Genomic DNA, 26,807 nt, shown 5'->3' with positions numbered 1-26,807 from the left:
CGGCCGGTGGTCACCCGCACACCGCGCCGTGCGACGCCGAGCCGACGAGCTTGGTGTATTTGGCGAGCACACCACGTGTGTACCGCGGCGGCAACGGTTCCCACCCTTGCTGCCGCGCCGCCATCTCCTCGTCGCCCACCAGCACGTCGAGGACGCCGTTGGCCACGTCGAGCCGGATCCGGTCGCCGTCACGGACGAAGGCGATGGGTCCGCCGTCGACTGCTTCGGGTGCGACATGCCCGACGCACAGGCCGGTCGTGCCACCGGAGAAGCGCCCATCGGTGAGCAACAGGACATCCTTTCCGAGACCCGCGCCCTTGATGGCGCCGGTGATCGCGAGCATCTCCCGCATCCCGGGCCCACCCTTCGGCCCTTCGTACCGGATCACGACGACGTCTCCCGCCGTGATGGTGCCGTCCTCGAGCGCGTCCATCGCCGAGCGTTCCCGCTCGAAGACTCGCGCGGTGCCCTCGAACACCGACTCGTCGAATCCCGCCGACTTCACGACCGCGCCGCCGGGAGCGAGGGTGCCGCGCAGGATGGTGATCCCACCGGTGGGATGAATCGGGTTGCTCAGAGCGCGCAGCACCTTGCCGTCGGGATCGGGCGGGGCGATGCCGGCGAGATTCTCCGACAGCGTGCGGCCGGTGACGGTGAGACAGTCGCCGTGGAGCAGTCCGGCGTCGAGCAACGCCTTCATGATCACCGGTACGCCGCCGATGTGGTCGACATCTTTCATGACGTGGGTGCCGAACGGTTTGACGTCGGCGAGGTGCGGCACCCGAGCGCCGACGCGCACGAAGTCGTCGAGGGTGAGTTCCACCTGCGCCTCGTGTGCGATGGCAAGCAGATGCAGGACCGCGTTGGTGGATCCACCGAACGCCATGACCACGGCAATCGCGTTCTCGAACGCTTCCTTCGTCAGGATGTCGGACGCGGTGATCCCGCGGCGCAGCATCTCCACGACCGCTTGGCCGCTGCGCCGCGCGAACCCGTCGCGCCTGCGGTCGGTGGCGGGTGGTGACGCGCTGCCGGGCAGCGACATGCCGAGGGCTTCGGCGGCACTGGCCATCGTGTTCGCGGTGTACATGCCTCCGCATGCGCCTTCTCCCGGGCAGATGGCCCGCTCGATGGCACCGAGGTCGGCTTCCGACATCAGGCCCCGCGCGCATGCGCCGACGGCTTCGAACGCATCGATGATCGTGACGTCGCGTTCGGTGCCGTCGGACAGTTTTGCGACACCCGGCAGGATCGATCCGGCATACAGGAACACCGACGCGAGGTCGAGGCGGGCGGCGGCCATGAGCATGCCCGGCAGCGACTTGTCGCACCCTGCGAGCAGTACCGATCCGTCGAGTCGCTCGGCCTGCATCACCGTCTCCACGCTGTCGGCGATCACTTCCCGCGACACGAGCGAGAAGTGCATCCCCTCGTGCCCCATCGAGATGCCGTCCGACACGGAGATGGTGCCGAACTCGAGCGGGTATCCCCCGGCCGCGTGCACACCCTCCTTGACGGCCTGCGCCAACCGATCGAGCGACAGATTGCACGGGGTGATCTCGTTCCACGACGACGCGACGCCGATCTGGGGTTTTTCCCAGTCGTCGTCGCCCATGCCCACCGCGCGGAGCATGCCGCGGGAGGCGGTCTTCTCGATTCCGTCGGTGACGTCGCGGCTTCGGGGTTTGAGGTCGGGCAGATGCTGCTCGGGCCGATCGGTCATGAGGCTCCGTGCCGGCGGGGGTCGCGCCCGGTGAGGGCGAGCAGGCGGTCCTGCACAGACGCATCGTCGCCGACGGGAACGGGATCGGCGAAGAGCCCGCTGCCCGCAAGCATGTCGCTCTGCGGCTCGAGGTCCTTCCAGACGGCGTCCACGAGAGCCGGATCGAGTTGCTCGTCCGATCCGGTGGCACGGGCGAGGTCCCACGCGTGCACGGTGATGTCGCCGACCTGCTGCCGCAGATAGTCGATGCACGGCACGGCGCCGTAGGACAGTTGGACTTCCTGGTCGGCCGGCGTCGCGGCCCACGCCTCGGTTGCCTGCTCGGAGAATGTGGACCAGTCGGCGGCAAGGTCGTCGCCGAGGGGTTCGAGAGCGGACTCGGCCTCTTCGAGTGTGCGTCCCGACAGCAACGGCGCCACCCAGCGTTGTTCGTCGACGACGTGCCGGACCAGAGTTGTGATGTCCCATTCGGTGTCGGGGGTGGGGGCGTGCCAGTCGGTGATCTGCGCGACGCGGCTGTCGAACTCGCGCCGAGCGGTGCGTTGTAGTGAAACCCAGTCGTTCGCCATGGTTCCCACCCTAGACACGGGCGGGCTGTGATCACGGCGATTTCAATCCGTGCGTCCGCGCTCGGCGTGCGTCAGGATCGACCGGGAGTCCGCCGTTCGCGGTGCCCGTCGCCGATCCGAGGAGAAATGCATGTCCGTCCCCATCGTCGAGCTCGCCCCCGGGCTGAACGTCAGTGCTCAGGGCTACGGCGCGATGTCGGTTTCCCCCGCATACGGACCGATCGATCCCGACGAGGCCCTCGCCACGCTGCACCATGCGGTGGACCTGGGAGTGACCTTCGTCGACACGGCGAACGTGTATGGCAACGGCACCAGTGAAACCGTGGTCGGGAAGCTGCTTCAATCTCGCCGCGACGAGGTGCAGATCGCGACGAAGTTCGGTCTGGTCGGCGCCATCGGCTCTGCCGGGATCGGCAACCGCCGCATCGACGGCCGTCCCGAATACGCGAAGCAGGCAATCGACGAATCACTCGCTCGACTCGGGGTGGACAGCGTGGATCTGTACTACCTGCACCGTGTCGATCCGGAGGTGCCCATCGAGGAGACCGTCGGTGCGCTCGCCGAACTCGTGCGGGCCGGCAAGGTCCGTCACATCGGATTGTCCGAGGCAACCGGCGACGAGGTCCGTCGCGCACACGCCGTCCACCCGATCGCAGCGGTGCAGTCCGAATGGAGCCTCGTGTCGCGAGATGTCGAACGACATGTGGTGCCGACGGCCGCCGAACTGGGCATCGGGTTCGTGCCGTACTCACCCGTGAGCAGGGGCCTGCTCACCGATTCGTTCGACCCGGAGCAGCTCGGGGAGGGAGATCTGCGGCGCAGATTCCCGCGATTCGCGTCCGGTGCCCTCCCAGGCAACCTCACTGTGCGAGACGAGGTCCGGGCGGTCGCCGACGAAGCCGGAGTGACGGTCGCGCAGGTCGCGCTGGCGTGGCTGGACGCGAAAGGCCGCGAGTTCGGTCTCCCGTCGGTGTCGATTCCCGGCACCCGGTACGCCGCGCGGGTCGCCGAGAACGTGGGCGCGCTCGACGTGACGCTGACACCGGACCAGATCGCGCGACTCGATCTGCTCGCCGACAAGGTCGCCGGACCGCGGTCCGCAGACCCACAGTGGGTGTCGCTCGGTCGCGAGTAGTCGGCGTCGCTCTCGAGCGTGGGAGTAACGTTCGTCCATCATGAGGGCGTGGCTGGTCTGGAGTGTCGGTGTTTTCGCCTACATCGTGGCGGTTCTGCACCGGACGGCGTTCGGCGTTTCCGGGCTCGCCGCGACCGAGCGTTTCGAGATCTCCCCGGCGGTGCTGTCGGGGTTCGTCGTCCTTCAGCTCGTCGTGTACGCGGGCATGCAGATCCCGGCCGGGGTGCTCCTCGACCGATTCGGTTCGCGCTGGGTCATCGCGATCGGTGCGGCGGTCATGGCGGTGGCTCAGTTGGTGCTCGCCACCACGGAGTCGTTGCCGATCGCCTATATCGCCCGGGTTTTCGTCGGCGCGGGTGATGCGCTCACGTTCATCTCGGTTCTCCGGCTGGTGCCGGTGTGGTTCGCACCGCGCCGGGTGCCTCTCGTCTCCCAGCTGACCGGGATCCTCGGCCAGATCGGGCAGGTGCTGTCCGCGGTTCCGTTCGTGCTGGTGCTCACCGGTGTGGGATGGACGGCGGCGTACGGCAGCGCCGCGTCGATCGGTGTGTTCGCCTGCATCCTCGTCATCGCGACGGTGCGTGATGCGCCGTACGGGGACGCGCCGGCGTCACAGCCGATGGGACTTCGCGAGTTGGTCGCACAGATCGGTGTGGTGTGGCGCCGTCCGGGTACCAAGCTGGGTTTCTTCACCCACATGGGCACCCAGTTCTCGGTGACGACCTTCGCGTTGATGTGGGGTGTTCCTTATCTGGTCTCCGCGCAGGGACTGTCGGCAGCCACCGCCGGCACGATGCTGACTGTCTCGGTGGTCACCGCGATCGCGGCGGGACCCGTCCTCGGCATCTTGTCCGGCCGCTTTCCTCTCCGGCGTTCCTGGATGGTGCTTGCCATCATGCTGGCGAACGCGACGATCTGGACGGTGGTGCTGGCGCTGCCCGGTCCGGCGCCGATCGCGTTGCTCGTGCTGCTGATCGTCGTCATCTCCGTGGGTGGCCCCGGTTCGATGATCGGGTTCGACTACGCCCGCACGTTCAACCCCGGCTCCGCACTGGGGACCGCGAACGGCATCGTCAACATCGGAGGGTTCCTCGCGACCCTGCTCGTCGTGCAGACGATGGGACTCGTCCTCGAACGGCTCGGCGGGTACACCTTCGACGCGTTCCGTGTCGCGTGGCTCGCGCAGTATCCCGTCTGGGTGATCGCGATCATCGGTGTTCTTGTGACGCGCGGCCGTGCGCGCCGCGAGGCGGGTGTGCATCCGCGCAGCTCATGGCAGGTTCTACGGCAGCGGACCGCGCCGCGTCGCGGGGAACTGGCAGACTCGGAGGAGAACATCCAGAGGAGGACGAGCAGTGACACCGACGGTGGGCGACCCTGATCCGGGCGCCCCGATTCCGGAACCTCCTACGGACGGACAGAGCGCGACGTCGCTCTCACCGCGCGAACTCGCCAGGTTCTTGATGGTGTACAAGTTCGGCATCGACGAGATGATGACCAAGATCAACATCTTGCGGGACGAATTCACCTACGCCCACGACTACAACCCGATCGAGCACGTCAAGTCGCGACTCAAGACCCCCGAGTCGATTCTCGCGAAGGCCGCCCGCAAGGGCGTCGAACCCTCGCTGGACGGCATCCGAGCCAACGTCCGCGACATCGCGGGTATCCGCATCTCGTGCAGTTTCACGTCCGACGTGTACCGGATCTCGGACATGATCACCCGGCAGCGCGACGTACGGGTCGTCGACGTGGTGGACTACATCGCGCACCCGAAGCCGAACGGGTACAGCAGCCTGCACGTGATCGTCGAGGTCCCGGTGTTCATGTCGGACCGGGTGGAATCCGTTTACGTGGAACTCCAGATCCGCACGGTCGCGATGGACTTCTGGGCCAGCCTCGAGCACAAGATCTATTACAAACACGATCGTGCCGTGCCGAGCGATCTGCGCGAAGAACTACGGCTCGCCGCCGAAACGGCCCGTGCACTCGATGTACGGATGGAAGCGCTGCACGAGCGGGTACACGGCCGGTTCGACGACTGACGCTATCGGGTTCGTCCTCGAACGGCTCGGCGGGTGCGCCTTCGTGTCTTGTCAAGTAGGAGCACGTAATTCGCGGGGTCGCGGTGAGGCTTGTGGCTCAGGCACATGGGGGTTGCACACGTACCCGTCCACCCGGGGTCCGCTGATCGATCAGGAATCGAGAAGCCACCGCCTACGACGAGGACCTAATCTCGGAAACGCCGCATGTGACCGAGACCGGGAGGGACACCATGACCACGAAATCGACTGCGGACGAGAGCTTCTCTGCGCAAGAGCGTGCTGCCATGAAGGAACGTGCAGCAGAAATCAAGGCCGAGAACAAGCGCGCCAAGAGCGCCGAGAAGGCTGCTGCGGAGGAGGCGGATGTCCTGGAGAAGATCGCCCGGATGCCGGACGGCGACCGCGAGATGGCGGAACGCGTGCACGCGATCGTCACAACCGTCGCTCCGGAGCTGGCCCCGAGGCTCTACTACGGACAGCCCGGGTACGCCCGCGGCAGCAAAGTGCTCTGCTTCTTCCGTAGCGGACAGATGGACAAAGAGCGCTACTCGACGTTCGGTTTCAGCGTTCAGGCCGAACTGGACTCCGACGACGGATTCTGGCCCACCGCGTACGCGCTACAAGAGCCGTCCGAGGACGCATGGGAACGCCTCGGCGAACTCGTCCGCCGGTCCGTCGGCGCATCCGGCAGCGACTGACTCTCGGGCGACCGGGCGCGGTTCAGCCCTTCTCGGGCTCGTCGGACGCAGCGTCCTTTCCGTCGCCGCCCGCGGTCACGGTGCCTTCCTCCGTCACCTCACCGTTTCCGCCGACCGTCTCGATGACGAGGGCATCGTCTCCCGCGTCGACGCGTACTGTGTCTCCGCTGGACAGCGTGCCCGCGAGCAGCAGGTTCGAGAGTTTGTTGTCGAGTTCCTTCTGAATCGTGCGACGCAACGGACGCGCCCCGAACTCCGGCGCGAACCCCGTGTCGACCAGCCAATCCACCGCGCTGTCGGTGATCTCGAACTCGACGTTCTGCGCCCGCAGCAACCGTTTGGTTCCGCCGAGCAGCAATCCGACGATCTGGTGCAGTTGTTCCTTCGCGAGTCGGTGGAACACCACGGTCTCGTCGATCCGGTTGAGGAACTCCGGCCGGAAATGCGCGTGCAGGCGTTCCATCAACCGCGGTGTGAGGGACTCGATGTCGTCACCGGAATGGGCCAGGATCATGTCCGACCCGATATTGCTCGTGAGGATGACGATCGTGTTCTTGAAATCCACCGTGCGGCCCTGGGCATCGGTGACGCGCCCGTCGTCGAGCAGTTGCAGCAACACGTTGAACACGTCCGGGTGCGCCTTTTCGATCTCGTCGAAGAGGACCACCGAATACGGCTGACGACGAACCTTGTCGGTCAACTGCCCGGCCTCTTCGTACCCGACGTAACCGGGAGGAGCACCCACCAGTCGCGACACCGTGTGCTTCTCCTGGAACTCGCTCATGTCGAATCGGATCATCCGGTCTTCGTCACCGAACACCGCTTCTGCCAGTGCTTTTGCCAGTTCTGTCTTGCCGACACCGGTGGGCCCGAGGAACAGGAACGACCCGATCGGCCGATTCGGGTCGGCGAGTCCGGCACGTGCCCGGCGAACACCTTCGGCAACTGCGGTGACCGCTTGCTCCTGGCCGATCACCCGCGCGTGGAGCACGTCCTCGAGGTCCAGGAGCCGCTGCCGTTCCTCCGCCGTCAACTCGGACACGGGAATACCGGTCTGCCGGGAGATCACCTCGGCGATGTCGAGCACTTCGACCTGCGGGGTGGACTCGGTTTCTCCGACTCCGGTGCGCTCTTCCAGCGCGGTGATCGCCTTCTTCAGTTCCCCCGCCTTCGCATAGTCTTCGGCGGCGACGGCGGAGTCCTTCTCGCGTTCGAGGCGTGCCAGTTCCTCCTCGTGGGAACGGGTGTCCGCGTCGGGAGTCTTCGTACGCAAGCGGACTCGCGCGCCGGCCTGGTCGATCAGGTCGATGGCCTTGTCCGGCATGAACCGGTCGGTGATGTACCGGTCGGACAGTTCGGCCGCGGCGATCAGCGCCTCATCGGTGTAGTGGACCTGGTGGTGCTCCTCGTAGACGTCGGCGAGTCCGCGCAGGATTTCGATGGTGTCGTCGACCGACGGTTCGACCACCATGACCGGCTGGAACCTGCGTTCGAGCGCAGCATCCTTCTCGATGTACCGGCGGTACTCGTCGATCGTGGTCGCGCCCACCGCGTGCAGTTCCCCGCGCGCGAGGGCGGGCTTGAGCAGGTTCCCGGCGTCCATCGATCCCTCACCGCCGCTGCCTGCGCCGACGATGGTGTGCAACTCGTCGATGAACAGCACCAATTCGTCGGAGTGGTCGCGCACCTCGTCGAGAATCTTCGTCAGTCGTTCCTCGAATTCGCCGCGGTATTTACTGCCCGCGACCAGCGACCCCACGTCGAGCGCGACGACTCGCCGGTCGGCGAGTGTGGAGGGCACATCTCCGTTGACGATGCGCTGGGCCAGGCCCTCGACGATCGCGGTTTTGCCCACGCCGGGATCCCCGATGAGCACGGGATTGTTCTTCCTGCGACGGGAGAGGATCTCCACTGTCTGCGCGATTTCGTCGGCGCGGCCCACCACCGGGTCCACATTTCCGGCGCGCGCTTCCGCGGTGAGGTCCCGTCCGTACTGGTCGAGCGTGGGCGTCGTGCTGGATGAGGCGTCGCGACGGCCACCGGTGTCGAGTTTCGCGCCGGCGAGCGCATGCGCGGCAGCGTTCTCGCTGTTCTCCGCGATCCCGTACAGGATGTGTTCGGGCCCGATGTAGCTTGTGCCCGATTGTCCTGCCTGCTGCTGGGCGACACGGAATACGCGCTTCGCCGCCGGACTCAGCACCGGCGGCTCGCCTTCGCCCTCACTCTCACTCTTGCCCGCGAGCGAACGCATCTGCTCGGCGACGGCGTCGGGATCGAGCCCCAGGCTGCTGATCACGCCGCGGGTCGGGTCGTTGAGGGTGGCGGCATACAGCAGATGTTCGGGAGTCAGTTCCGAATTACCCCATTCTGTTGCGGCATTTCGGGCATCCGCGACAAGTCTCTTGGCGTCGTCGTTGAGCAGTCGGCTCAGATCGACGCGCTGGACCGGTGGTTGGCGCATTCCACCGGGGCCGAAGAATCGGTCGAAGATGTCTTCGAACGGATCACGCGAAATCCAGCTGTCGGTCATAGTCTCCTCCGAGACGGAGAGGATGTAACGCTATCCGGCACTCACCCAAAGCATTTCGTACCAGTCGCCTCCGGCGACGGCCTCGCTCGGTGATTCGGTGTCGGCTGCCGACATTGATCGTATACCGCTCCCGGTGTCCCCCGCGGCGGGTTGTGCGAGTTCCTCCGGAGGGGTAGCAGGCGTTATGTGGTCGTCCGCCCGCGTGCGCTGAACGTCCGGTGCCGACGACGCGGACGCGCTACGGTCCCTCATCGGCTATGGCCGTCGACTATTCCGGAATCGGACCGATCCCGAGACCCGCGTGGATGGTCTCCGCGCTCTCGGTCAGAGATGGAGGAGCATCGGCGCGCGTAGTCACCGTCAGTTGCGTCAGGAAGCGATCGTACTCGTGGTCGACTACGACGTAGCGCGTCGCTGCTCCGAACCGGATATCACCGGCTCGGTAGTAGCCTCGAATCAACGTGGAGCGAAATATTCCGAAGTTGACAGTGCTGTAGTAGGTTTCGTACCACTCGGGCAGGCTGACCGCTTCGTTGCCCGCGACCTCCAGCAACTCGTCCGTCGACCGCGACTTCGACAGCCTGCCGTGGAGAAGTACCGCATTGGGCGCCCACCTGTTCTCGGTGTGCTCGGGAGCGATGAGGACCGTGTGGGCGTGGGGGAAGACTTCGGTGGGTACCGAAACCCAACCCTGCGGTACGGGGATCTCTACCAACGGATGCCGTGATTCGTCCCGCCTGCACGGGATGATCTCGACCTCGTGGGAGTCGAGGTACTCCGGAAGTGTTGTCGGAACCCGACGATCGATCATCGAATTGCCTTCTTTGCGCGCGCCGCACGGAATCGTTCCCGCAACGGGGGAGGACACAAGAGGTCGATTGCGTCGGATTCCACGAGACGTTCACGACAAGCCGGATCTTCTGCCAATTTTTCCAGGAGAGCGAAAAGGGTGTTCGGCTCCACGACGAGTTGGTGGGCCATAACCGCAAGTCGATGTTCGGAATCGTGTCGTGTCCTGGAGTCGGACGGAAGAGGCTCGGCCGTATGGAGATCGATCACCGGGTGGGCCGTCGTTCCGCCCCGGACTCCGAGATCGCCCGCTCCGATGCGGGTGATGCTTCCCCAAGGGACGAAGGTATCGAGGACCTGCTTTTTCAAGAAGATTCGCCGGCAGACGTGTCGCCGCACACCCCCTCGATAGATGTACAGGGTCGTGTCGAAGCGGACGCACGCGATCAGGACCGCAATTGTGCCCAGGACGGCTGCACATAACGACACGAAGAGAGCGCCTTCGCGATTGTCTCGCCCGAACGGCAAAAGGGTTTCGCCGAGCCCGATATGCCAGGCGAACGCTGCTGTACCGCCGTATGCGGTCAAGCCCAACATCGCCACGACGGTAGTGAATACAGCGGTTCTTCCTGTCAGGATGCTGATACCCGCACCGTGGGTGGGATCGTGATGAAGTCCGAGCTTGCGGGATTGTCGAAGATTGCGAAACCCGGCGCTCCGAAACGAGGATATGGCGATGGTGAACAGGGCGACCGAGCCGCCGGCTCCACCGAGAGCGACCCGAGCATCACCGGTTCGGAAAACATCATGTGCGAAGACGAGACTCACGCATGCCGCAATAAGCATCGCGAGGGAGAGAACGAGCGATGTGATCCGAAGCGGTTGTGGCCATGGTGCTCGAAGTGGTGCCGGTTCGGGTGCGCTACCCGGTTCACCTGGATTTCGATTCTCATTCGGGTTCAACAAACACTTCTTTCATGTCAGGTCACTTCCACAGCCACTGTGCCGATTTGGATACGAGGTACGAGCCGAAGGCACCGGCCACGATTCCTGCGGAGAGTCCGACTGCCGTTCCGACTCCGGGTGCCACACCCGTTCCCAGTACAGCTCCCGCTTGTCCGAACGCCCAGGCGCTCGCGAGGTAGCCTGCTGCGGCGCCGGATCCTTCCGTCACCACCGCCCTCGTCGGATCCATTCCGCCTTCGATGTCGTTGACGATCGCGGGTATGACACCGAGTACCACGCCGGCAGGACCGAGACCTCGCGCTACCCCGCGGGCGAGGTCGTCCCCGGACGTTGCGGCTGCTGCTCCAAGCCCCACTTTCGTCCCGTCGGCCATCGAGCCGATTGTGGACGCTGCAGTCGTTGCTGCCCAGTCCGGTGTCCAGGAGAATTCCCCATTTTCCTGCTGCACCACCTTTCCCGGCATCGCGGCATCCCTGGCGACCTCGAGGGCATTGACCGCGGCATCGATGCGGTCGGTGGTTTCGGCTGCGGCTCGCGATGCCTGGTGGATCGCGTCGGAGATGGTGCGGGTCAGGTCGGCTGCGCAGCGTTCGACTTGTGATCGAGTGCCGGCGGCTGCTGTCGAGTCGGGCACGAGTATTGCGATCAGTGCTATCTGCTCGGACGGATCGACAGTGCCGTCATCGTGGACTGTGAAGCCGGATTGTTCGGCGCTGCTGAGGGTAGCGAGCAAATGCATGCGGGCACCTTCGACGATGCTTGCTCCGGTGCGGTAGGCCCCGCCGACCTCGAGGAGAGCGCCGGCGATGGCGCTGCCCAGTGAGCGTTCCCGGACTATTCGTTCGGCGGCCGAGCGCGCGGCGTCGCCGGTCCACCGCTCAGCGAGTACGTCCTGTTCGCTGAGGAGCCCCTTCATACGGTCGTCGAGTCGGTCGACGATTCGGTCGATTCGGTCGGCGGTGATACGTAGCGCATCGGGATTCCAGGATTGGACGGCGGAGACAGTGAGATTCATTCCGGCCGGTCCACGGCGGATAGTGCACCGACGAAATCTGCCTCGGCGGCGACGTAGTCGTTCTCCGCGCCGTTGGTTACATCGACGACCTCGCGGAGCCGTCCGCACATATTGATCAAAGCCTGGTCGGTGACGTCGGCCGCTCGGGCGCAGACGCGGGCGAAGTCCGTTCCCGGGAGCGCCGATTCCGAAGTGGAGTACGGCTCGCCGACGTCCCAATCGCCCATTGCGTCGGCGGTCTCCGCCAAGAAGGCAGCGAAAGCACGCAGTGCTTCCGGATCGACATGCAAAGTCACGACTGCCCCCCGAGACACAATCCCCCGATATGTCCGGCTGGGGACGATAGCAGAAGGCGCCCCCACGGAACGGACCGTAGGGGCGCCTTCGAAGGCTGTGGCTGCCTACTTGTAGCTGTAGAAGCCTTCGCCGGTCTTGCGGCCGAGACGGCCGGCGTCGACCATGCGACGCAGCAGTGCCGGGGGAGCGTAATGCGGCTCGGCGAACTCTTCGTAGAGCGACTGCGCGGCGTTGAGGGTGATATCGAGGCCCACGGTGTCGATGAGGGTGAGCGGGCCCATCGGGTATCCGCAGCCACCCTTCATCGCGGCGTCGATGTCTTCCTTTGTGGCATAGCCCGATTCGAGCATGCGCACCGCCGAGCACAGGTACGGGATGAGCAGCGCGTTGACGATGAAGCCGGCGCGGTCGCCCGCACGCACGGCGGTCTTGCCGAGCGTGTTCTGCGCGTAATCGAACACGGTGTCGGCGGTGTCGGCATCGGTGGTGAGTGCGGAGATGATCTCCACCAGCGGCATCACGGGCACCGGGTTGAAGAAGTGCACGCCCACGACCTTGCCGGGCCGCTTCGTCGCCTGCGCCACCTTGATGACGGGGATGGACGACGTGTTGGTGGCGAGGATGCCTTCCGGCTTCACGATCCGGTCCAATTCGGCGAAGATTTCGACCTTGAGGGCCTCGATCTCCGGCGCCGCCTCGACCACGAGGTCGCGATCCGCGAACTCCTCGATGTCGGTGGTGACCCGGATCCGTGCGAGCACCGCGTCCGCGTCGTCCTGCGTGATCTTCCCCGACTTGACGCCGCGTCCGACCGACTTCGCGAGGCGCTCACGGGCAGCCGCAGCAAATTCCTCGGTGGTCTCCCGGACGAGGACGTCGCTTCCGGCCTTCGCGCAGACTTCGGCGATACCGGCACCCATGGTGCCGCCGCCGATCACGCCTACCTTTTCCACTGTCACTACGAGTTACTCCTGATCGGTGTGATGGTTCAGCGGTGTCAAACTACGCGGACTGCTCAGCGGAGCAGCGCGCGCGACATGACGACGCGCTGGATCTGGTTGGTGCCCTCGTAGATCTGGGTGATCTTGGCGTCGCGCATCATGCGCTCGACGGGGAAGTCGGTGGTGTAACCGGCACCGCCGAACAGCTGGACTGCGTCGGTGGTGACCTCCATCGCGACGTCCGAGGCGAAGCACTTCGCTGCCGCCGAGATGAAGCCGAGGTTCGGCTCGCCGCGCTCGGCGCGGGCCGCGGAGGTGTACACCATGAGGCGCGCGGCCTCGACCTTCATCGCCATGTCGGCGAGCATGAACTGCACCGACTGGAAGTTGGAGATCGAGGTACCGAACTGCTTGCGGTCCTTGGTGTATTCGATCGCGGCGTCGAGTGCGCCCTGCGCCAGGCCGACGGCCTGTGCGCCGATGGTGGGGCGGGTGTGGTCGAGCGTGGCAAGGGCGGTCTTGAAGCCGGTGCCGGGCTCGCCGATGATGCGGTCGCCGGGGATGCGGCAGTTCTCGAAGTACAGCTCGGCGGTGGGGGAGCCCTTGATGCCGAGCTTCTTTTCCTTGGGTCCGACGACGAAGCCTTCGTCGTCCTTGTGGACCATGAACGAGGAGATCCCGTTGGCACCCTTGTCGGGGTCCGTCACGGCCATCACCGTGTACCAGGTGGATTTCCCGCCGTTGGTGATCCAGCACTTGGAGCCGTTGAGGATCCAGTCGTCGCCGTCGGCCTTCGCGCGGGTGCGCATCGAGGCGGCGTCGGATCCTGCCTCACGCTCGGAGAGTGCGTACGAGGCCATGGCACCGTTGACGATGTCGGGCAGCACCTTGGCCTTGAGTTCGTCGGAGCCGCGGAGGATCAGGCCCATCGTGCCGAGCTTGTTGACGGCCGGGATCAGCGACGAGGAGCCGCAGACGCGGGCGACCTCTTCGATGACGATGCAGGTCGCGACGGAGTCGGCGCCCTGGCCTTCGAACTGCTCGGGGACGTGGATCGCGTTGAAGCCCGAACGGTTGAGGGCGTCGAGTGCTTCCTGCGGGAAGCGGGAGTTCTCGTCGACGTCCTTCGCGTGCGGCGCGATCTCCTTCTCGGCGAGGGCGCGGATCGCGGCGCGCAGTTCGTCGTGCTCGTCTCCGAGCTTGAAGAGATCGAAGTCGGGATTGAGGGCCACGGTGGCAAACTCCTAACGGCACTCGGTGCCATTAATCGGGTCGGATCCGCACCACCCTATCGACTGCAAGGGTGTGCGACGTCACGGAATTCTTCCATTTTACCTCGGGCACTGAGTGCCAGGTCAATGCCGGGGGACGTTCGTCACGAAGGCGGCGGGTTTTGTTCCAGCTCGCGGCGGACCTGCTCGGCCACATCGGCAGGCGACGCCCCGACTGGAAAGGTCACCACCGTGACGGCCCGCTGCGGCAGGTCGACGCCCGGGCGGGGGCCGGTGGCGGCCTGGGGTACCACGCCGAATGTCCGGCGAACCTCGTAGAGCGCTCGGCGCAGTTGCTCGGAGGTGGCCGTGTCGTCCCCCCGGATCATCGCCCGGAGCAGATAGTTGTGCGTCGCCGTCATCGCGGCCGTGAAACTCACGATGTGCACGGGCTTCGCCGAGGGCACCGCAGCCCGCAGGAAGTCGGTGAACAATCGTTCGTAGCGATACGTCGTGACCAGTTCGCGTTCGCGCAGCGCCGGTACCCGCTGCACCACGCGGTACCGCCAGACTGCCAGCTCACGCCGGTCGCGAAAATGCCCGAACACCAGTTCGGCGGCGTCGCAGGCCGCCAGCCACGGATCGGCGAAGTCACCCGAGAGGTACCCGGCGACCTGCTCGAGCAGCGATTCGTGGTCGGCGAAGATCACGTCTTCCTTCGACCGGAACTGACGGAAGAAGGTCCTGCGGGACACCCCGGCCGCCGCCGCGATCTGCTCGACCGTGGTGGACTCGTATCCGAATTCGGAGAACAGCCGGATCGCCTGGGTTACGACATGCACCCGGAACTGAGCCGGGTCGGGTCCTGCCGCCTCGGGACGGCGCGGGGTGCCGGTGCCTGATGTCATGACAGTCCAGTATTCAAGGTCGGCGCGTCGGGGATACACAGCCCCGCCGGTCTGCGCAGCAACATATGCCTACGCCGCACCGCCGGTCTACGCCGCGCAGCGTCCGCGACGCCGCAAAAGCAATGGGCACAGGACTCGGCGGACACAGGCACCTCCGGATGGTCTCGCGACCGGCGTTGCCTGTGATCGTCCCAATCCCGAACGGTACAGAGGTGACGAATCGCTGAATTCTGCCTTCGGGCGAGGTCTCACCTCGTCGCGCGGCTGCCGGTGCCACGGAAGAACGCGCGCAACCGCTGCACGACACGCCGGTGCCAGGCCACGCGCCCGGTCTCGGTCGCCGGCCGTTCGAGAACCCCGGTGCTGCCGGTTTCGGGGCGGCGCACCGGCCAGTTGTCGTCGATGTCGGTCACGTCGCGGCCGAGGCCACGGAGATATTCCGCGAAACTGCGCTGCCGCTCCGCGTGCCACGCGGCCTGGTCGGCCATGATGTCGAGGTCAGCCAGCTGGGGGTACTTGTCGATGAGCGCACGAGTCAGGTGACCGGCGGCGAGCGCGTCGGCCTCCGCTTCGTGGGGGCTGGCGAGCTGGACGCCGTAGACCTCGCAGACCGCCTGAAGTGTGCGCCTGCCGCTGCGTGTGCGGTCCATCTCGCGATCGATGACGTACGGGTCCACGACCGTGCCGATGTCGAGCTCCGGTAACCCGAGTCGCCGGCCTTCGGCATCGAGGATCGTCAGGTCGTAGCTGGCGTTGAACGCGACCACGATGTATCCGCGCTCCCACGCGTCGCACACCGCCTGCCGGATCTGGCGATACCCGGCGAGGTAGTCCATGCCCTCTGCGCGGGCGCGCTCGGTGCTGATGCCGTGAATGGCGGTGGTTTCGGGCGGTATCGCGATGCCGGGGTCGAGCAGCCACGAACGGGACTCGATCTTGTCACCGTCGAAGGTGGCCACGCAGGCAGCGACGATGCGTGCCGTGCGGGGATCACGGTCGGTGGTCTCGAGGTCGAATGCGCAGATCGGTCTGTCTGGCCAGTGCGTCATCCGGGTCCTCGCGTTCATGTGATCGGTCAGTGCTGCCTACAGCCCGCATTGTTGCCGGGGGCACCGACACGACCGTGGTGCCGCGAGGTGGCGAGCGATGCCTCAGAACGAATCGGTGCACACCACGAAGTTGCGTTCCTCGTAGACGTATCCGGCGTCCGAGGACGAGCACTCGTTCACATCGGAGGTGCCGATGAGGATCTCGCTGACCTTTTCGCCCAGGATCGCGGTCGCGGAGCAGTCGATCCGCTGGGGATCCTCTCCGCCCAGGTCCATGCACTCGCCGACTTTCCAGTCGATGTCGAGGCACAGGGCACCCGTCTCGACGCCCCCGCGCGTCTCGAAGTACGTCTGGTCGATGTCCCCGGAGCACTCGTCGCTCGATGTGACGACATCCACGACCTTGTAGTTGGAGGTGCGACTACCGCAGTCGGCGTTGTCGATGGTGGCGTCGTCGACCGCACCCCCCAGTGCGACACAGTCCCCGGGCTCGACGTCGACTTCCAGATCCAGGTCTGCGGCCGTCGTGCCCGCGGTGGTCGGACGCGAGCTGGCCGGAGCCGGGGTGGCGGTCGTGCTCGCTACGGCGTCGGCGTCGGCGTCGGGCAGCGCGCGGCCCTCGGTCTCGGAAGCGCATCCGCCGAGTACGGCTACCGCCACCACCGTCACGAGAGCGAGTCCCGCCCGCCGGAGATTGGTCATGTGTGGAGGGTACGGAATGTCTGTTTCCGTCTTTCCGTCCAGGTCGCGAATTTCACGCGATCCCGAACGCGGAATGCCCCCCGGAGTGCGACCATGTGCGCATGGACCTCCCCGTGGCTCCACCCCTGGCACCGATGCTGGCGAAGGCGGCCACCGCGGTTCCGGCGCAACCCGACGACGGAACGGCCGTGTGGTCGTACGAGCCCAAGTGGGACGGCTTCCGGGCGATCGTGTTTCGCGACGGTGAGGAGGTGGTGTTCTCGTCGCGCGGTGGCAAGGATCTGGCAAGGTATTTTCCCGAACTCGTCGCGGCCGTGCGAGCGGAACTTCCCGCGAGGTGTGTCGTCGACGGTGAAATCGTCGTTCCGCGCGAGCGCGACGGGCTGACCCGGCTCGACTGGCAGTCGTTGTCCGAACGTATCCATCCCGCGGCGAGCCGGGTGGCACTGCTCGCCGAACAGACACCGGCCCAGTTCGTGAGCTTCGACCTGCTTGCACTCGGCGACGAGGACCTCATGGCCAGTCCGTTCGCCGACCGTCGTGCACGGTTGCGCGACGCGCTCGGAGGAGGCCCCAGCTGTCACGTCACGGCGTCCACGACGGACGCCGCTACCGCGCAGCGATGGTTCGAAGAATTCGAAGGCGCCGGGCTCGACGGTGTGGTCGCCAAGCGACTCGACGGAATCTACCGCCCCGACAAGCGAGAGATGATCAAGCTCAAGCACGCTCGCACGGCGGACTGCGTTCTCATCGGGTATCGCAAGCACAAGAGTGTCGACGGTGTCGGTTCCCTTCTGCTCGGTCTCTATCACGACGGTGAACTCGCCATGGTCGGCGGCGCTTCCGCTTTCACCACCGCGCGGCGCAAGGCACTGCTCGCCGAACTCGAGCCGCTGCGTGTCGGTGCGGACGTCGTCGCCGAGGGAGAAGCGACCCGCTGGCGGTCGGGAGTGGATCGCAGTTGGGTGCCGTTGCGACCGGAGCGCGTACTCGAAGTGGCGTACGACCAGATGGAAGGCACGGCCGGAGCAGGGATGCGGTTCCGGCACGCCGCGCGGTTCCAGCGGTGGAGACCCGACCGGGACCCGGCAAGCTGCACTTACGATCAGCTGGACGTGCCCGTGCGATACGACCTGGGCGACGTGCTGGACCGGACGGAGGACTGATCGTGGCTGCCGAACGCTCGCCCGCAGAGGAACTCGACGTCGACGGAGTTCCTGTCCGGCTGTCGAATCCGGACAAGATCTACTTCCCCCGACTGGGCTCGTCCGGCGGCACGAAACGGCACCTGGTGGAGTACTACCGGACGGTGACCACCGAACTCGGTGCGCCACTGCTCGGCGCGCTGCGTGAACGGCCCACCCACCTCCAGCGGTTTCCCGGCGGCATCGACTCCGAGGAGATCTACCAGAAGCGGGCACCTGCCAAGCGGCCCGATCATGTCGCCACGTGCGAGATCACGTTTCCCTCGGGCCGTACCGCGGATGCGCTTCGCGTGCGCACGGCCGCCGACATCGTCTGGGCGGCGAATCTCGGCACGGTCACCTTCCATCCGTGGGCGGTGCGCTGTGGCGACGTGGACCGGCCGGACGAACTCCGCATCGATCTCGATCCGCCCGACGGGACGGGATTCGGTGCGGCACGTGCCGTCGCACTCGACGTGGTGCGGCCCCTGCTCGATGAACTGGGGCTCACCGGATTCCCCAAGACGTCGGGGGGTCGCGGCCTGCATGTCTACCTGCGGATCGTGCCGGAGTGGGATTTCGTCGGTGTGCGACGCGCCGGTATCGCACTCATGCGCGAAATCGAGCGTCGCAGCGACGGGCGCGCGACCACCTCGTGGTGGAAGGAGGAGCGGGGTGACCGCTTGTTCCTCGACTACAACCAGAACGCCCGTGACAAGACCATCGCCTCGGCCTATTCGGTGCGGCGGACGCCCATCGCCACCGTATCGACCCCGCTGACCTGGGACGAACTCGTCGACGCCGAACCGGACGACTTCACCATCGCGACGGTGCCGGAATTGCTCGCGCGCCGCGGCGATCCGATGTCCGCACTCGACGATCACGCTCACTCGCTCGATGTGCTGCTCGAGATGGCGGACCGGGATGCCGCCGACGGACTCGGCGATCTGCCGTATCCACCGACCCATCCGAAGATGCCCGGTGAACCCAAGCGGGTGCAGCCGTCGCGGGACACGGACCGGAAGACCACCGGCTGAGAGCACCGGCACGATCCGCCTCGTTCGCCCGGTCCGGACCGGCTGCCGAATCGGTCCCTGCTCGTTACCTCGTCGGAAGATCAGCTTCCCGGGATTTCCATAGACTGTGCGGGAACCTGTTCGCCGGAGTTTCGGGAGGATCGTGTCTGTGTCTCGCACGTGGATGTCGGGTCGGCTGTTCGGTGCCGGTGTGATCGGCGCCGCCGTCGTGGGGGCAGGTCTCCTCGTTCCGGGATCCGCGCTCGCCGTGACCACGTGCGCGGCACCGCCGGGAGGCCCGGCGGAGGTGACTCGGGTCGACGGCGCCGCGGCATGTGGCGCGACCACCGACGGGACGGGCGGTGCCTGGAGCCTCGGTGAGTCCGGCGTCGGATTCGCGGATGCCGGCGCCGGCGCGACGGTCGGGGCGGCAGGGTTCGCCGGTGGAGTCGGCGCGGGCGAGAGCCGTGGCGGACGACTCCTCGCGGTCGGATACGGGTTCGAGTCCCTCGCGCTGGGGTTGCTGGACGAGCCCGGCACCGCCCTGGTCGTGACGGGTCCTCGATCCCAGGCTTTCGTCGGTGACGCCGACGATCCGGTGCTGTGTGAGGGTGAGCTGGCCGCGACGATCAACCTCGCGACCGGGTCGGGGTGCGTCGTGGCCGGTGCCTTTCGCTACGTGACCCCGGCCGCCCCCTGATTCCGCGGGCACGGGTCGTATTGCCACGTCCGTAGTCCGCGCCTTCGGGGCGCGCGCCGACGACACCGGATTGGGAATACAAACAGCCTGTACGGAAAGCCTTCCGTTCATTGCCCTCCGCACGTAGCCTTTCGGCACATGTCGAGGGGAGGATGTCGATGACGACCGGAGCGGTGCTTGCCGCGGAGGGGCACGACGACCACCTGTCGCGGACCGAGATGCATGTCGATCCGCGGTTCCTCCCGCTGGCCGACAGGTTCTTCGCGCTGTACACACAACCTCACCACGGCGGTGGAGCCCTCACCGCCTACCTGCACGGCGAGAAGGTCCTCGACGTCTGGGCAGGCTGGGCCGACCGCACGCGCCGGTGGACGCAGGACACGATGGCGCTGTCCTTCTCGACGGGCAAAGGCGTCGCGTCCACCGTCGTGCACCGTCTCGCCGAACGCGGACTGATCGACTACTTCGCCCCGGTCGCCCAGTACTGGCCCGAGTTCGCGGCCGGCGGCAAGGGATCTCTCACCGTCGCAGACGTCATGACGCATCGGGCCGGATTGCACCGCGTCCGTGGGCTCGTCCCCGGAAAAAGGGGCATTCTCGACTACGACGCGACCGTCGCCGCGCTTGCTGCGGCCACCCCCGACCGTCGGAGAATGTCGGGTTCGGGTTACCACGCCGTGACCTATGGCTGGCTGGTCGCCGAAATCGTCCAGCGCGTAACCGGGTTGCCGTTCACCGAAGTCGTCGACCGTGAGATCGCGCAGCCCCTCGGGTGTCAGGACTTCTGGTACCGGGTCCCGCACGACGAGCGCGGCCGCATCGCACGACTGTTCCCGCGGATCAATCCGGTGGGGCTCGACTGGGGTGTCAGTGCGTCCGTCCTGTCGCGGGTCGCGCCGACGCGGGGCCTGGTCGAAGCGGCGATGCCCGCGGGTTTCGACGAACTCGTTCGCGATCCGGCGGTGCACGATTCGGTGATGCCGGGCTGGAACGGCGTCTTCACCGCACGGTCGCTCGCTCGTATGTACGGCGCGATCGCGGGTGGCGGCACGATCGACGGAGTGAAGTTCCTCGATCCGTCGACCATTGCCGCGATGGACGAGGTGCGGTTGCGCAGCCGCGACTACGTGCTCGGCGTGCCGATGGCGTGGCGTCTCGGCTATCACCAGCCGATATTCGCCAGCCGCGAGCGCCCGCGCGGCGCGTTCGGTCACTACGGGGTCGGTGGTTCCGGAGCATTCGCCGATCTGGATTCGGGAATGTCGCTCGCATTCGTCACCAACCGCCTCGGCGTGGGCGCGATGCCCCTCGGCGACCTGCGCCTTGCCCGGCTCGGCGCCCTGGCGCGCGACTTGGCTCGCCTGGCCTGACGACGCAGCGGTCTCTCCGGCCGATGTCTTGCCATTTTCGCGGATTCCGGCACGCGGACCCAGCGTGAGCGGGAGTATCCGACCAGGACACGGACCGGTGTTCGGTGGCGATGCAAGGAGCGGTGGGAATGAACCACGTCTATCGAGTGATCGAAGTGGTCGGCTCGTCGACCACCGGGGTGGACGACGCGATCGCGAAAGCGGTGGCGCGGGCGGCGGAGAAGACGCGGCATCTCGAATGGTTCGAAATGGTCAATGTGCGCGGTCACATCGACGACGGAAAGGTCGCTCATACCCAAGTCACGCTCAAGATCGGATTCAGGATAGAGTCGGGAGACGAGTTGGCGCGTTGAGGTCATTCTCGAGCACTGAAATGCCCTGCTAGAGTGACGATAACGACGTTCTCGACCAGACTTGCAACGTGTTATAGTCTGGGGCCCCGATCGTCGTACCCCACCGGCACTTTCAGGCAGGTATCCACTGTGGCTTATGTGATCACCCAGGCATGTTGCAACGACGTCTCGTGCGTCGAAGTCTGCCCGGTCAACTGCATCCATCCCACGCCCGACGAAGCGCCGTTCGCTACGACGGAGATGCTCTACATCGATCCCGATACGTGCATCGACTGCGGGGCGTGCGTCGACGAGTGCCCGGTCGACGCCATCGCGGCCGACAACGAGCTCACGCCCGCCCAGGAGCCGTACCTCGAAATCAATGCCGAGTACTACCGGCGTTACCCGATCGGACCGGACTGGCCGGAGCTGCGGTCGCGCCGCAAGATCCCTGCCGACCTCGGAACGCTGCGGGTCGCGATCGTCGGATCCGGGCCCGCGGCCTGCTACGCCGCACAGGAACTGACTTCGCATTCGGCCGTGCAGGTCGACATCTTCGATCGGCTTCCGACGCCGTTCGGCCTGGTCCGGGCCGGCGTCGCGCCGGACCACCAGAGCACCAAAGGCATTGCCAACGTCTTCCGCAGTGCCATCGGCCACAAGAACACCCAGTGCTACTTCAACGTCGAGGTGGGTACGCACATCACCCACGAGGAACTGCTCGCGCACCACCACGCCGTGCTCTACGCCGTCGGCGCGTCCAGCGATCGGCGCCTCGGCGTTCCCGGTGAAGATCTGCCCGGCTCGTTCGCTGCCACCGAGTTCGTCGCTTGGTACAACGGCCATCCCGACTATGCCCACCGCACATTCGACCTTTCCGGCGAACGCGCGGTGATCATCGGCAACGGCAACGTGGCCCTCGACGTCGCGCGTGCTCTCGTGATGAACCCGGACGAACTCGCCCGCACCGACATGGCCGAGCACGCCGTCGAAGCGTTGCGCAACTCCGCAATCCAGGAAGTAGTGGTCGTGGGCCGGCGCGGTCCCGCCCAGGCGGCCTACACGAACCCGGAACTGCTCGCACTCGGCGGCCTCGACGGCGTCGACGTGATGGTCGATCCCGCCGAACTCGAACTCGATCCCGCGAGCCGCGCCCTCGTCGACGACCCCGATGTCGAACCCCGCATCGCACTCAAGGTCCGGCAGGTCGCCGAGTACGCGAAGACGAGCCCGACGCCCGGCAACAAGCGAATCGTCCTTCGCTACCTCGCGTCGCCTGTCGAGATCACCGGGGACGACGCCGTCACATCGATCACCCTCGAACGCAACGAACTGGTCGAGGTCGACGGACGCCTCGAAGCCCGGCCCACGGGCGACACCGACACGCTCGGCGCAGGACTGGTCCTGCGTTCGATCGGGTACCGGGGCACCCCCGTCAAGGGCGTGCCGTTCGACGAGCGCCGAGGAGTGCTCCCGAACCACCTCGGCCGCGTCCTCGACCCCGAGACCGATGAGCCGGTGCCGGGTGTCTATACCGCCGGATGGATCAAGCGTGGTCCGAGCGGCGTGATCGGCACCAACAAGCAGTGCTCCAACGAGACCGTCGAGCAGATCCTCGACGACTTCATCGCCGGAAAGCTGCCCGAGCCCGTCGCGGATCGCGAGAAGCTTGCGACCCTCGTCGCCGAGCGGCGGCCCGAGTTCGTCGATTACCGCGGGTGGCAGCAGATCGACAAGCAGGAGAAGTCGCGCGGATCGGCGGCCGGCCGGTCTCGTCTCAAGTTCGTATCGGTGGAGGAATTGCTCGCGGCATCGCGAACCGGCTCCTGAATGCGTTAACGTTCCACAAGCGTCCGACCTGGGGCGATGCGGGTTTTATGGATACCCGAATTGCCCGGGTCGAGTTTGCGCGTGTCTAATAAGAAGTAACGAAAGCGTCGCGACGGGGAATTAGGGTCACGACGCACCGTCCAACGATGGGTTGTGGAATGGTCGAAAAGCATGTCTTGTCGAACCGTCGCCGCCGGGCTGGACGCCGGTCCGCACGCGTAGCGATCGCATTCGCCGGTGCCGCCGCAGTCGCCCTCACCGCCGCCGGCACCGCCGCCGCAGTGCCGTTGTGGCCGGGTGGGCCGGAAGTACCGAGTGTCGAGGACGTCATCCGGAGCGTCGTCCCGCAGGGGCCGGGGGCGCCCCAGTTGCCGCCGCAGCTGCTTCCCGAGCAGCCCGCTCCGTTCTCGGCCCCGTCGGTGAACCCGTCGAACGGTGAGACGGTCGGTGTCGCGCAGCCGATCATCATCCGTTTCAACGAGGCCGTCGGCGACCGCGCCGCCGCCGAACGTGCCATCCGCATCACTTCCCAGCCGCCGGTCGACGGCCATTTCTACTGGGCATCCGACAGCCAGGTGCGCTGGAAGCCGTTCGAGTTCTGGCCGGCGAACACGTCGGTCACCGTCGCGGCCGGTGACTCCCGGTCGTCGTTCACGATCGGTGACGCCCTTGTCACGGTGGCGGACAACAACACCAAGACGATCACGGTCACCCGTAACGGTGAGGTCGTGCGGACGATGCCGACGTCGTTCGGCAAGCCCGGCCACGACACTCCGAACGGCACCTACATCGTCGGTGACAAGTTCCGCGACATGTACATGGACTCGTCGACCTACGGGGTGCCCGTCGACAGCCCGGAGGGTTACCGCACGTACGTCGAGTACGCGACCCGCATGTCCAACAGCGGCATCTTCCTGCACGCGGCGCCGTGGTCGGTGGACGCACAGGGCAACACGAACGTCAGTCACGGCTGCCTCAACGTGAGTACCGAGGACGGCAAGTGGTTCTTCGAGAATTCGAAGAAGGGTGACCCCGTAATCGTGCAGAACACCGCCGGCGGCACCCTCAACGGCTGGGACGGCCTCGGAGACTGGAACCTCTGAGTTTCGGCCCCACCGGGTTGTCGTCTGCACGTATCTCGCCCGACGCCTCCTCCTTCCGGCACCGTCTACGGTCCGGAAGTGCAGGGGGCGTCGGGCTTTCGTGTCGGTTCGGCGAGCACCGCGATCAGGTGGGCGAAAACGGTTCGGCGATCACGAGCGCGGGCCCGTAGGCATCGCGCTGTTCGGCGGCCAGTCCGGAATCCGACACGAGCGTGTCGATGTCCTCGACCGCGGCAACTTTCGCAAGCGCACGGTGCCCGAACTTCGAATGGTCGGCGACGAGCACTGTGCGCGCCGCAGCCTGGATCAAGGCCCTCTTGATCGGAACCTCGAGCGTGTTGGTGTTCGTGATGCCCGCCGTCGGATCGATCGCGTCGGCGCCGAGGAACGCCCAGTCCGCCGAGTACGACGACATGAACCGGACGGCGTGCTCGCCGACGAGTGTGAACACCGAACCGAGCAGTTCGCCGCCGGTGACGAGTAGCCGTACTTCGGGAAAGCTCGCCACGTACTTGGCGATCCGCAGATCGTTGGTGATGACGGTCAGCGACGTGCGACGACGCAACGCGACAGCCACTTCGTAGGTGGTCGATCCGCTGTCGAGAATCACGCTGTCCCCGTCGGAGACCATGGCCGCTGCGACGGCGGCGATCGCCGCCTTCTCGGCCCGGCGCACGTCCTTTTTCACCGCGTAGGGGACCTCGGGCCCGGCGCCCTCCACCGGGCGTGCGCCGCCGTGGGTGCGTTCGACCTTTCCTTCGCGGGCGAGCGCGTCGAGGTCCCGCCGGATCGTGGATGTGTCGACGCCCAGGTCGCCGGCGAGCGTTTTCGCGTCGACATAGCCGTCGGCCATCAGTCGGTGGAAGATCTCACGTCGCCGTGCACTCGCGGACACGAATACTCCTCCGGATTCTGCTGGGATGCTGCGCGGTTCGGGCTGCGCGTTCATGTTGTGCATCTGGGATGCCCGCGGGGAGATCACGCGGTTCGGTTGTGCGGAACGATCGCACGACGATAGCGCACCCATAGCCGTGCACGCACAGATATTGACACAAACACCAGGAAATGTGCATTATTTCGTGCAGTATATGCGCGAATTTGCGTGATCATTATGAGCATCACCAGGGCCGCCGAGGCTCCGGGCGCCGGGTCGACGATGCCCTCCTCTGTGGCGAGGCGATGTCGACGTGGAGGCGGACGGACATGCTGAAGTTGGGATACAAGGCGTCGGCGGAGCAGTTCGGGCCGCGTGAGCTGGTCGAACTCGGGGTGCTCGCCGAGGCGCACGGGATGGATTCGGCGACGGTGTCGGATCATTTCCAGCCGTGGCGGCACAACGGTGGGCATGCCCCGTTCTCGCTGGCGTGGATGACCGCGGTGGGCGAGCGCACCGAGCGGTTGCAGTTGGGGACGTCGGTGCTGACTCCGACGTTCCGGTACAACCCGGCGGTGATCGCGCAAGCGTTCGCGACGATGAGGTGTCTGTATCCGGGGCGGGTGTTTCTGGGCGTGGGGACCGGTGAAGCACTCAACGAGATCGCGACGGGCTATTCGGGGCAGTGGCCGGAGTTCAAGGAGCGGTTCGCGCGTCTTCGTGAGTCGGTGGCGTTGATGCGGCAGTTGTGGCTGGGAGATCGGGTGGATTTCGAGGGGGAGTTCTATTCGACGAAGGGGGCGTCGATCTACGACGTGCCCGAGGGTGGGGTTCCGGTGTATGTGGCTGCGGGTGGTCCGGTGGTGGCGCGGTATGCGGGCCGGGCGGGGGATGGGTTCATCTGCACGTCGGGTAAGGGCATGGAGTTGTATACGGAGAAGTTGTTGCCGGCGGTGGCGGAGGGTGCGGCGAAGGCCGAGCGTGATGTCGCGGGGATCGACAAGATGATCGAGATCAAGATTTCGTACGACACCGATCCGGAGTTGGCGTTGGAGAACACCCGGTTCTGGGCGCCGTTGTCGTTGACGCCGGAGCAGAAGCACAGCATCGATGATCCGATGGAGATGGAGGCGGCGGCGGATGCGTTGCCGATCGAGCAGGTCGCGAAGCGGTGGATTGTGGCGTCGGATCCGGATGAGGCGGTGGAGTTGGTGCGGGCGTATGTGGATGCGGGGTTGAATCATCTGGTGTTTCATGCGCCGGGTCATGATCAGAAGCGGTTTTTGGAGTTGTTCGAGCGGGATTTGGCGCCGCGGTTGCGCGCACTCGCCTGACCGGGAGGAACGAATGAACGAGATATCCTCGGCAGCAAAAACTTTGACGGAACTCCCGGAGTGGCAGAAGTTGGTCGATCATCGCGCGGAGGTCGAGGGGATGCATCTGCGGGAGATGTTCGCCGCCGATCCCGGCCGCGCCGACGCGATGACCGCTGCCGCCGGGGATCTGGTGGTCGACTACAGCAAACACCGGGTCACCGCCCGCACCATCGAGTTGCTGCTCGATCTGGCCCGGGCGGTCGGGCTCGAGGCGGCCCGCGAGGCGATGTTCACCGGCGAGCACGTCAACGTCACCGAGGACCGGGCGGTGCTGCACACCGCGTTGCGGTTGCCGCGGTCGGCGCGGTTGGTTGTCGACGGGCGTGAGGTCGTCGCCGAGGTTCACGAAGTGCTCGACGCGATGGGGGAGTTCACCGATCGGGTGCGTGACGGCCGGTGGCGGGGGGCGACCGGGGAGAAGATCACCACGGTGGTCAACATCGG

The 26,807-nt window shown here is 66.1% G+C and carries 25 protein-coding genes and 1 pseudogene; 13 read left to right on the top strand and 13 right to left on the bottom strand.

Annotated features, from left to right (window positions below; translation table 11 throughout):
- Window positions 1-10: 10 nt before the first annotated feature.
- Both ilvD and ACFWBU_RS18130 read right to left on the bottom strand, forming a co-directional pair.
- The gene (ilvD, locus tag ACFWBU_RS18135) at window positions 11-1,723 is read right to left on the bottom strand and encodes a dihydroxy-acid dehydratase (RefSeq protein ID WP_378528907.1); all 1,713 of its coding nucleotides are present in this window, start codon (window positions 1,721-1,723) and stop codon (window positions 11-13) included.
- A complete protein-coding gene (locus tag ACFWBU_RS18130) occupies window positions 1,720-2,292 on the bottom strand; it encodes a TIGR03086 family metal-binding protein (protein ID WP_169622883.1) in 573 nt (190 codons plus the stop codon). Before ACFWBU_RS18130 ends, ilvD begins: the two co-directional genes overlap by 4 nt.
- Before the next feature lie 130 nt (window positions 2,293-2,422).
- Between ACFWBU_RS18130 and ACFWBU_RS18125 the strand changes: the two genes are divergently transcribed.
- The 4 genes from ACFWBU_RS18125 (at window position 2,423) to ACFWBU_RS18110 (ending at window position 6,170) form a co-directional block, all read left to right on the top strand.
- Entirely contained in the window at window positions 2,423-3,427 is a 1,005-nt protein-coding gene (locus tag ACFWBU_RS18125) for an aldo/keto reductase (protein ID WP_378528906.1), read from the top strand.
- A gap of 40 nt (window positions 3,428-3,467) precedes the next feature.
- Entirely contained in the window at window positions 3,468-4,808 is a 1,341-nt protein-coding gene (locus ACFWBU_RS18120; protein WP_378528905.1) for a nitrate/nitrite transporter, read from the top strand.
- Complete coding sequence (locus ACFWBU_RS18115) at window positions 4,783-5,472, top strand: GTP pyrophosphokinase family protein (RefSeq protein ID WP_378528904.1); 690 nt, start codon at window positions 4,783-4,785, stop codon at window positions 5,470-5,472. The genes ACFWBU_RS18120 and ACFWBU_RS18115 overlap by 26 nt, the downstream gene beginning before the upstream one ends.
- Window positions 5,473-5,702: 230 nt before the next feature.
- A complete protein-coding gene (locus ACFWBU_RS18110; protein WP_169622886.1) occupies window positions 5,703-6,170 on the top strand; it encodes a DUF1801 domain-containing protein in 468 nt (155 codons plus the stop codon).
- Between the two features lie 22 nt (window positions 6,171-6,192).
- On the opposite strand, the gene ACFWBU_RS18105 is transcribed toward ACFWBU_RS18110, so the two are convergent.
- The 10 genes from ACFWBU_RS18105 to ACFWBU_RS18060 all read right to left on the bottom strand — a co-directional run bounded on the left by ACFWBU_RS18105 (window position 6,193) and on the right by ACFWBU_RS18060 (window position 16,578).
- Window positions 6,193-8,700 carry an ATP-dependent Clp protease ATP-binding subunit gene (locus tag ACFWBU_RS18105; RefSeq protein WP_378528903.1) on the bottom strand — a complete coding sequence of 836 codons (2,508 nt, stop codon included), beginning with the start codon at window positions 8,698-8,700 and terminating at the stop codon, window positions 6,193-6,195.
- Between the two features lie 268 nt (window positions 8,701-8,968).
- Window positions 8,969-9,511 carry an LpqN/LpqT family lipoprotein gene (locus tag ACFWBU_RS18100; RefSeq protein WP_378528902.1) on the bottom strand — a complete coding sequence of 181 codons (543 nt, stop codon included), beginning with the start codon at window positions 9,509-9,511 and terminating at the stop codon, window positions 8,969-8,971.
- Window positions 9,508-10,317, bottom strand: a complete 810-nt coding sequence (locus tag ACFWBU_RS18095; RefSeq protein WP_169653313.1) for a hypothetical protein — start codon at window positions 10,315-10,317, stop codon at window positions 9,508-9,510. Before ACFWBU_RS18095 ends, ACFWBU_RS18100 begins: the two co-directional genes overlap by 4 nt.
- A gap of 157 nt (window positions 10,318-10,474) precedes the next feature.
- On the bottom strand, window positions 10,475-11,470 hold the full coding sequence (locus tag ACFWBU_RS18090; protein WP_169653314.1) for a hypothetical protein: 996 nt from the start codon (window positions 11,468-11,470) through the stop codon (window positions 10,475-10,477).
- Window positions 11,467-11,766, bottom strand: a complete 300-nt coding sequence (locus ACFWBU_RS18085; protein ID WP_378528901.1) for a hypothetical protein — start codon at window positions 11,764-11,766, stop codon at window positions 11,467-11,469. Before ACFWBU_RS18085 ends, ACFWBU_RS18090 begins: the two co-directional genes overlap by 4 nt.
- Before the next feature lie 105 nt (window positions 11,767-11,871).
- Entirely contained in the window at window positions 11,872-12,720 is an 849-nt protein-coding gene (locus tag ACFWBU_RS18080; protein WP_169622910.1) for a 3-hydroxybutyryl-CoA dehydrogenase, read from the bottom strand.
- A gap of 62 nt (window positions 12,721-12,782) precedes the next feature.
- Window positions 12,783-13,940 carry an acyl-CoA dehydrogenase gene (locus tag ACFWBU_RS18075; protein WP_169622890.1) on the bottom strand — a complete coding sequence of 386 codons (1,158 nt, stop codon included), beginning with the start codon at window positions 13,938-13,940 and terminating at the stop codon, window positions 12,783-12,785.
- Window positions 13,941-14,083: 143 nt separating this feature from the next.
- Window positions 14,084-14,827 carry a TetR family transcriptional regulator gene (locus tag ACFWBU_RS18070; protein WP_378528900.1) on the bottom strand — a complete coding sequence of 248 codons (744 nt, stop codon included), beginning with the start codon at window positions 14,825-14,827 and terminating at the stop codon, window positions 14,084-14,086.
- A gap of 248 nt (window positions 14,828-15,075) precedes the next feature.
- Complete coding sequence (locus tag ACFWBU_RS18065; RefSeq protein ID WP_378528899.1) at window positions 15,076-15,876, bottom strand: 3'-5' exonuclease; 801 nt, start codon at window positions 15,874-15,876, stop codon at window positions 15,076-15,078.
- 102 nt (window positions 15,877-15,978) lie between these two features.
- Window positions 15,979-16,578, bottom strand: coding sequence for a hypothetical protein (locus ACFWBU_RS18060; protein ID WP_378528898.1), 600 nt, complete (start codon window positions 16,576-16,578; stop codon window positions 15,979-15,981).
- 101 nt (window positions 16,579-16,679) lie between these two features.
- Here ACFWBU_RS18060 and ACFWBU_RS18055 point away from each other — a divergent pair, with 101 nt between their 5' ends.
- The 7 genes from ACFWBU_RS18055 (at window position 16,680) to ACFWBU_RS18025 (ending at window position 24,113) form a co-directional block, all read left to right on the top strand.
- On the top strand, window positions 16,680-17,744 hold the full coding sequence (locus ACFWBU_RS18055; protein ID WP_296551119.1) for an ATP-dependent DNA ligase: 1,065 nt from the start codon (window positions 16,680-16,682) through the stop codon (window positions 17,742-17,744).
- A complete protein-coding gene (locus ACFWBU_RS18050) occupies window positions 17,744-18,799 on the top strand; it encodes a DNA polymerase domain-containing protein (RefSeq protein ID WP_378528911.1) in 1,056 nt (351 codons plus the stop codon). Before ACFWBU_RS18055 ends, ACFWBU_RS18050 begins: the two co-directional genes overlap by 1 nt.
- A gap of 148 nt (window positions 18,800-18,947) precedes the next feature.
- Window positions 18,948-19,478, top strand: coding sequence for a DUF6764 family protein (locus ACFWBU_RS18045; protein ID WP_378528897.1), 531 nt, complete (start codon window positions 18,948-18,950; stop codon window positions 19,476-19,478).
- 152 nt (window positions 19,479-19,630) lie between these two features.
- Window positions 19,631-20,848, top strand: a complete 1,218-nt coding sequence (locus tag ACFWBU_RS18040; RefSeq protein ID WP_378528896.1) for a serine hydrolase domain-containing protein — start codon at window positions 19,631-19,633, stop codon at window positions 20,846-20,848.
- A 128-nt stretch (window positions 20,849-20,976) separates the two neighbouring features.
- The gene (locus ACFWBU_RS18035; RefSeq protein WP_169622896.1) at window positions 20,977-21,201 is read left to right on the top strand and encodes a dodecin; all 225 of its coding nucleotides are present in this window, start codon (window positions 20,977-20,979) and stop codon (window positions 21,199-21,201) included.
- Window positions 21,202-21,330: 129 nt separating this feature from the next.
- Window positions 21,331-23,010, top strand: a complete 1,680-nt coding sequence (locus ACFWBU_RS18030) for an FAD-dependent oxidoreductase (RefSeq protein WP_169622897.1) — start codon at window positions 21,331-21,333, stop codon at window positions 23,008-23,010.
- Between the two features lie 158 nt (window positions 23,011-23,168).
- Window positions 23,169-24,113, top strand: a complete 945-nt coding sequence (locus ACFWBU_RS18025) for an Ig-like domain-containing protein (RefSeq protein WP_378528894.1) — start codon at window positions 23,169-23,171, stop codon at window positions 24,111-24,113.
- Window positions 24,114-24,237: 124 nt separating this feature from the next.
- On the opposite strand, the gene ACFWBU_RS18020 is transcribed toward ACFWBU_RS18025, so the two are convergent.
- Entirely contained in the window at window positions 24,238-25,008 is a 771-nt protein-coding gene (locus ACFWBU_RS18020; RefSeq protein WP_169622899.1) for a DeoR/GlpR family DNA-binding transcription regulator, read from the bottom strand.
- Between the two features lie 308 nt (window positions 25,009-25,316).
- Here ACFWBU_RS18020 and fgd point away from each other — a divergent pair, with 308 nt between their 5' ends.
- On the top strand, window positions 25,317-26,321 hold the full coding sequence (fgd, locus tag ACFWBU_RS18015; protein ID WP_378528893.1) for a glucose-6-phosphate dehydrogenase (coenzyme-F420): 1,005 nt from the start codon (window positions 25,317-25,319) through the stop codon (window positions 26,319-26,321).
- 13 nt (window positions 26,322-26,334) lie between these two features.
- Window positions 26,335-26,807, top strand: a pseudogene (locus ACFWBU_RS18010) (glucose-6-phosphate isomerase); the annotation flags it as partial.

Origin of the sequence: Rhodococcus sp. NPDC060084 (assembly GCF_042730335.1) — a bacterium.
Classification (GTDB): Bacteria; Actinomycetota; Actinomycetes; order Mycobacteriales; family Mycobacteriaceae; genus Rhodococcus.
Note: the sequence above shows the minus strand (reverse complement) of the source record. Positions and strands in the feature narration are given on the sequence as shown.